4 protein-coding genes are annotated in these 4,509 nt (G+C 66.7%); 3 read left to right on the top strand and 1 reads right to left on the bottom strand.

The window, feature by feature from the left end; translation table 11 throughout:
• Window positions 1-6: 6 nt before the first annotated feature.
• On the bottom strand, window positions 7-993 hold the full coding sequence (locus tag P2Q66_RS03200) for an aldo/keto reductase (RefSeq protein WP_275725512.1): 987 nt from the start codon (window positions 991-993) through the stop codon (window positions 7-9).
• 235 nt (window positions 994-1,228) lie between these two features.
• Here P2Q66_RS03200 and P2Q66_RS03205 point away from each other — a divergent pair, with 235 nt between their 5' ends.
• From P2Q66_RS03205 to P2Q66_RS03215, 3 genes are all read left to right on the top strand, one after another.
• Window positions 1,229-2,407, top strand: coding sequence for a response regulator (locus P2Q66_RS03205; RefSeq protein WP_345795617.1), 1,179 nt, complete (start codon window positions 1,229-1,231; stop codon window positions 2,405-2,407).
• A 180-nt stretch (window positions 2,408-2,587) separates the two neighbouring features.
• Entirely contained in the window at window positions 2,588-3,448 is an 861-nt protein-coding gene (locus tag P2Q66_RS03210; protein WP_275725507.1) for a phosphatidylinositol-specific phospholipase C/glycerophosphodiester phosphodiesterase family protein, read from the top strand.
• Between the two features lie 29 nt (window positions 3,449-3,477).
• Window positions 3,478-4,509: metallophosphoesterase (locus P2Q66_RS03215; protein WP_275725510.1), on the top strand; the 1,032-nt coding region annotated here is incomplete at its 3' end.

The following is a 4,509-nucleotide window of genomic DNA, read 5'->3' on the forward strand; positions in this document are numbered from 1 at the left end:
AGGGCGTTACCGTCCCACGAGGCCCATGTGCAGGTCGTTGTAGCGGTTCCCCTGCACGCCGATGCGGCTGGCGACAGCATTCAGATCGGCGACCTCATCGGCGGACAACGCCACGGTGGTGGCGGCTGCGTTCTCTTCGAGGCGCTCCCGACGGCGTGTCCCCGGGATCGGCACAATCCATGGCTGCTGTGCCAGGAGCCATGCCAGCGCGATTTGTCCGGGGGTGGCGTTCTTGGCGGCGGCCAGTCCGGCGACGTGGTCCACCAACGCCTGGTTAGCGGCGCGGTTCTCGGCTGTGAAGCGCGGGATGGTGCCGCGGACGTCACCTTCCGCGAACTCTGTGGACGTATCTACGGTGCCGGTGAGGAAGCCCTTGCCGAGCGGGCTGAAGGGCACGAACCCGATCCCCAGTTCTGCCAGGGTGGGCAGCACTTCCGGCTCCGGGTCCCGCGTCCACAGCGAGTACTCGCTCTGCACAGCCGTTACCGGAAAGACGGCATGCGCTGCGCGGATGGTGGCAGCCGAGGCCTCGGACAGCCCGAAGTGGCGGACCTTGCCGGCCTGGACGAGTTCGCCGACGGCACCGGCCACCTCTTCAATCGGCACATTGGGGTCCACCCGGTGCTGGTAAAAGAGGTCGAGCGTGTCGACGCGCAGGCGGCGGAGTGACTCGTCCGCGACGCGTTTGATCCGCTCCGGTGAACTGTCGAGTCCTACGGATTTGCCGTTCTCGATCCGCCACCCGAACTTCGTGGCGATGACGACCTCGTCCCTGACCGGCGCGAGGGCTTCCCCCACGAGTTCCTCGTTGACGAACGGGCCGTACACCTCCGCCGTGTCAAAGAAGTTGATGCCCATCCCGACGGCGTCCCGCAGCACCCCGATCATCGCCTGCCGGTCCCCGGGATTTGGACCATAGCTCTGCGACATCCCCATGCAGCCAAGGCCCACAGCCGATACCTGTAGGCCCTGCCCAAGTGTCCGTATATGCATCATGTCTCCCTCGTTGATGACGTCGCTGCCGGAGCGTGCCCGGCCTTCCTCCAGTCAACGGCTTTTCGCGGCGCCTGTGGGAGTCCCTGCTGTAACTGGTACTGGCAGGACCTCCCTAAGCCGGCCTCCCGCCGTCGTCCGCCCGCCGTTGCCATCCCGGGCCAGCCTGTCCCGTGGGACGATAGGTCCAGCGCGCTGGTGGCGCGCGGCTTCGTGACGATGAACGGGGGGCATCATGACGGTTGATTCGACCTCGAGTGCGCCGGGAGGACTGCGCCACCCTGACATGGAAGCCGCGAACGTTCCCGGACTGCTGGATGACAATCCCGGGGCCGCCATGACGGTGCTGGTCGCCGACGACGACGAAGGGTCCCTGCTCGTGGCGAAAGCCGCAGTAGAGAAATCCGGGCATCAGTGCATTGTGGCCGCGGATGGCGACGCCGCATGGCAGCTTTACCAGGAGCGGCGCCCCCAGGTGGTGGTCACCGACCTGATGATGCCCGGGCTGGACGGGTTCGATCTGTGCCGGGCCATCCGGGCCGCCGAAACAGGCACCTATACGTACGTCATGCTGCTGACCTCGCACGGCGCCCAGGAGGACGTGCTGGAAGGCATGAGGGCCGGAGCGGACGACTACGTGGCCAAACCGCTGGACCCTTTCATCCTGCACACCCGCCTGCTGGCCGCCCGGCGGGTCACGGCACTCCATGGTGCCCTGGCCACCGCCCTGGATGAAGCCAGGGACAGCAATGAGCGGCTCGCGGAATTCACCGGCCGGGTCAGCCACGACCTCCGCAACCCGCTGACCTCTATCCTGGGCTACGTCGAGCTGGGTGCCACAGACGCAGAATCGGGCCACCCGGAAGAGGCCGCAGAGTACCTGGAAATCGTCGGCGGCAGCGCGCGGAGGATGCTGTCCATGGTGGAGGAGCTGCTGGCGTTCTCTACCGTCGGCGGCTCCCTGTCCCGGTCCCGGCTGTCGCTGGCAAGCCTGGTCAGGGACGTCACCGAGGACCTGAGGCTGGGCCTGCAGGAAGCCGGCGCCGTAGTGCACTGTGAGGATTTTGTTCTCGACGCCGACGAAAGCCAGCTGCGCATGGCCCTGCAGAACCTGATCCAGAACGCGGTGGCCTACCGGCGCCCGGGCGTTCCCCCTGTCGTCACCATCAGCGGGCAGGGAGCCGGAGCCGGTACAGTGGTCCGGGTCGAGGACAACGGCAAGGGGATCGCCGCAACGGACCGGCGCAGGGTAATTGAACCGCTGGTCCGGCTGAACAGGGCAGGCGACCCCGCCGGCACCGGGCTGGGCCTCGCTACGTGCGCCAGGATTGCCGCCGCCCACGGCGGACGGCTGGAGATTTCTCCTGCCCTCAGCGGTGGTACGGCCGTCAGCATCTACCTCGGGGCGCTGTAACCCAGGGATAAGCCCCGGCATGCCGGCGCCGCGGCGGGGGATTGGTCCCTTCCAGTTCACCCGCCGGCAAACAACAGGTCCTTCGCCGTTCTTCCAAAACCAGCAGTCTTTTCACGCACCCCTTCTGCCCGGCACACCCCATCGCCCGGGCGGACATCCCCGAGGTACCAGGAGTACTCCGTGTTCGTGAAAAGCACCCTTGCCGCCGTCGCTGTCCTCGCCTCCCTGGCTGGGACGGCCGCAGCACCGGCCCAGGCCGAGGCAACCAAGCCTGCGCCCGTCGTCGTCGGCCAACCGCTGGCCCAGGCACATGCGCACAACGACTATGAGCATGACCGCCCCCTGTTCGACGCGCTGGAGCACGGCTTCACCAGTGTCGAAGCGGACGTCTGGTTGGTGGACGGCGAGCTGCTGGTGGCCCACGACCTGGAGGACGTCCAGCCCGGCGTCACACTCGAAAGCCTCTACCTTGACCCGCTGCAGGACCTGGTCCGCAGCCAGCAGGGCCACAGCGTCTACCCGCAGTGGGACGGCAGCCTGCAGCTCCTGATCGACATCAAGAGCGACGGCGAGGCCACCTACGCCGCCATCGAGCAGGAACTGGCCGAGCACCGCGACATCATGAGCCGTTACACCAACGGCACCACCAAGACCGGCCCGGTCACCGCCGTCATCAGCGGCAACCGCCCGCTGGCCACCATGCAGGCACAGGAAAAGCGGTTCAGCTTCTACGACGGCCGCTCCGCCGACCTCACCTCCGGCAAGCCCGCCGGCCTGATGCCGCTGGTCAGCGACAACTGGACGAGGCTTTTCACTTGGCAGGGCGTTGGGCCCATGCCCGAGGCTGAGCGCACCAAGCTGCACGCCTACGTTGCCGAGGCGCACGCCAACGGCTACCGCGTCCGCTTCTGGGCCACCCCCGACATGCCGGGCGACGCGCGTGACGCGGTCTGGAATGAACTCTTCGACGCCGGCGTGGACCACATCAACACCGACGACCTCGCCGGACTGCAGCAGTTCCTCACCGCCCGCGCGGCTTAGCCCTTCCTAGAGAAACAGGAACAAGTTCCATGCCTTCCAAGACCATCAAAACCACGACGGCGGCAGCCGTCCTGGCGCTTGGCCTCCTTGCGTCCCAGCCCGCCATTGCCGCTGACAGCACCAGCGAGGCCTTTACCTTCGGCGTCATCGGTGACATCCCTTACGGCGAGGCCGAAATCGCCAAGTTCCCCGCCCGCATCCAGGACATCAACGCCGACAGTGCGCTGAAGTTCGTCACCCACGTGGGCGACATCAAGAATGGCTCCTCGGTCTGCTCGGATGAGTACTTCGCCAACATCCGCACCCAGTTCGACACGTTCGAGCACCCGCTGGTCTTCACCCCGGGCGACAACGAATGGGTGGACTGCCACCGGACCAACAACGGGGCCTACAACCCGCTGGAACGGCTGGGCAAGCTGCGTGAAGTCTTCTTCAACGAACCCGGCAAGACCCTGGGCGCCACCATGCCGGTCAAGACCCAGGAGAGCCTCGGACTGCCGGAAAACGTCCGCTTCACCCAGAACCGGGTGGCCTTCTCCGTGCTGAACATCCAGGGCAGCAACAACTCGCTGCTGCCGTGGAGCGGCTTGGGCGAAACCACGGCCACCCCCGAGCAGCTGGCCGAAGTTGAGCACCGGACGGACGCGGTCCTGGGCCAGATCCGCGAAACGTTCGATGACGCCGAGCGCCGCAACGACCGCGCCGTGGTGCTGATGACGCAGGCCGACATGTTCGACCCGTCGCTGCTGGCCGCTGCCACGGCAAACCCTGACCTGGTGTCCGGGTTCCGCGAGATCGTTCAGGCCATTGTCGAGGAAATCAACGGCTTTGACCGCCCCGTCTACCTCATCAACGGCGACAGCCACGTCTTCGCCGAGAACCAGCCCCTGGCCGAGGGCTCACCGTGGCTGGACATCTACGGCCAGGCCCCCGCGGATGACCTGCAGCGCATCACCGTGGACGGCTCGACCAACGCCACCAACTACGTCCGGTTCACAGTGGCCGGCAACAGCGCCGATGGCGGCGAGGTCCTGAGCTGGGAGAAGGTCCCCTTCAGCTCG

It is taken from the genome of Arthrobacter sp. Cr_A7, from assembly GCF_029222765.1.
In the GTDB taxonomy this organism is placed as follows: domain Bacteria; phylum Actinomycetota; class Actinomycetes; order Actinomycetales; family Micrococcaceae; genus Arthrobacter.

Bases quoted from the DNA above. Each gene is read 5' to 3' on its own strand.
- P2Q66_RS03200 (WP_275725512.1), bottom strand. From the start codon at position 993: ATGCATATACGGACACTTGGGCAGGGCCTACAGGTATCGGCTGTGGGC.
- P2Q66_RS03205 (WP_345795617.1), top strand. From the start codon at position 1,229: ATGACGGTTGATTCGACCTCGAGTGCGCCGGGAGGACTGCGCCACCCT.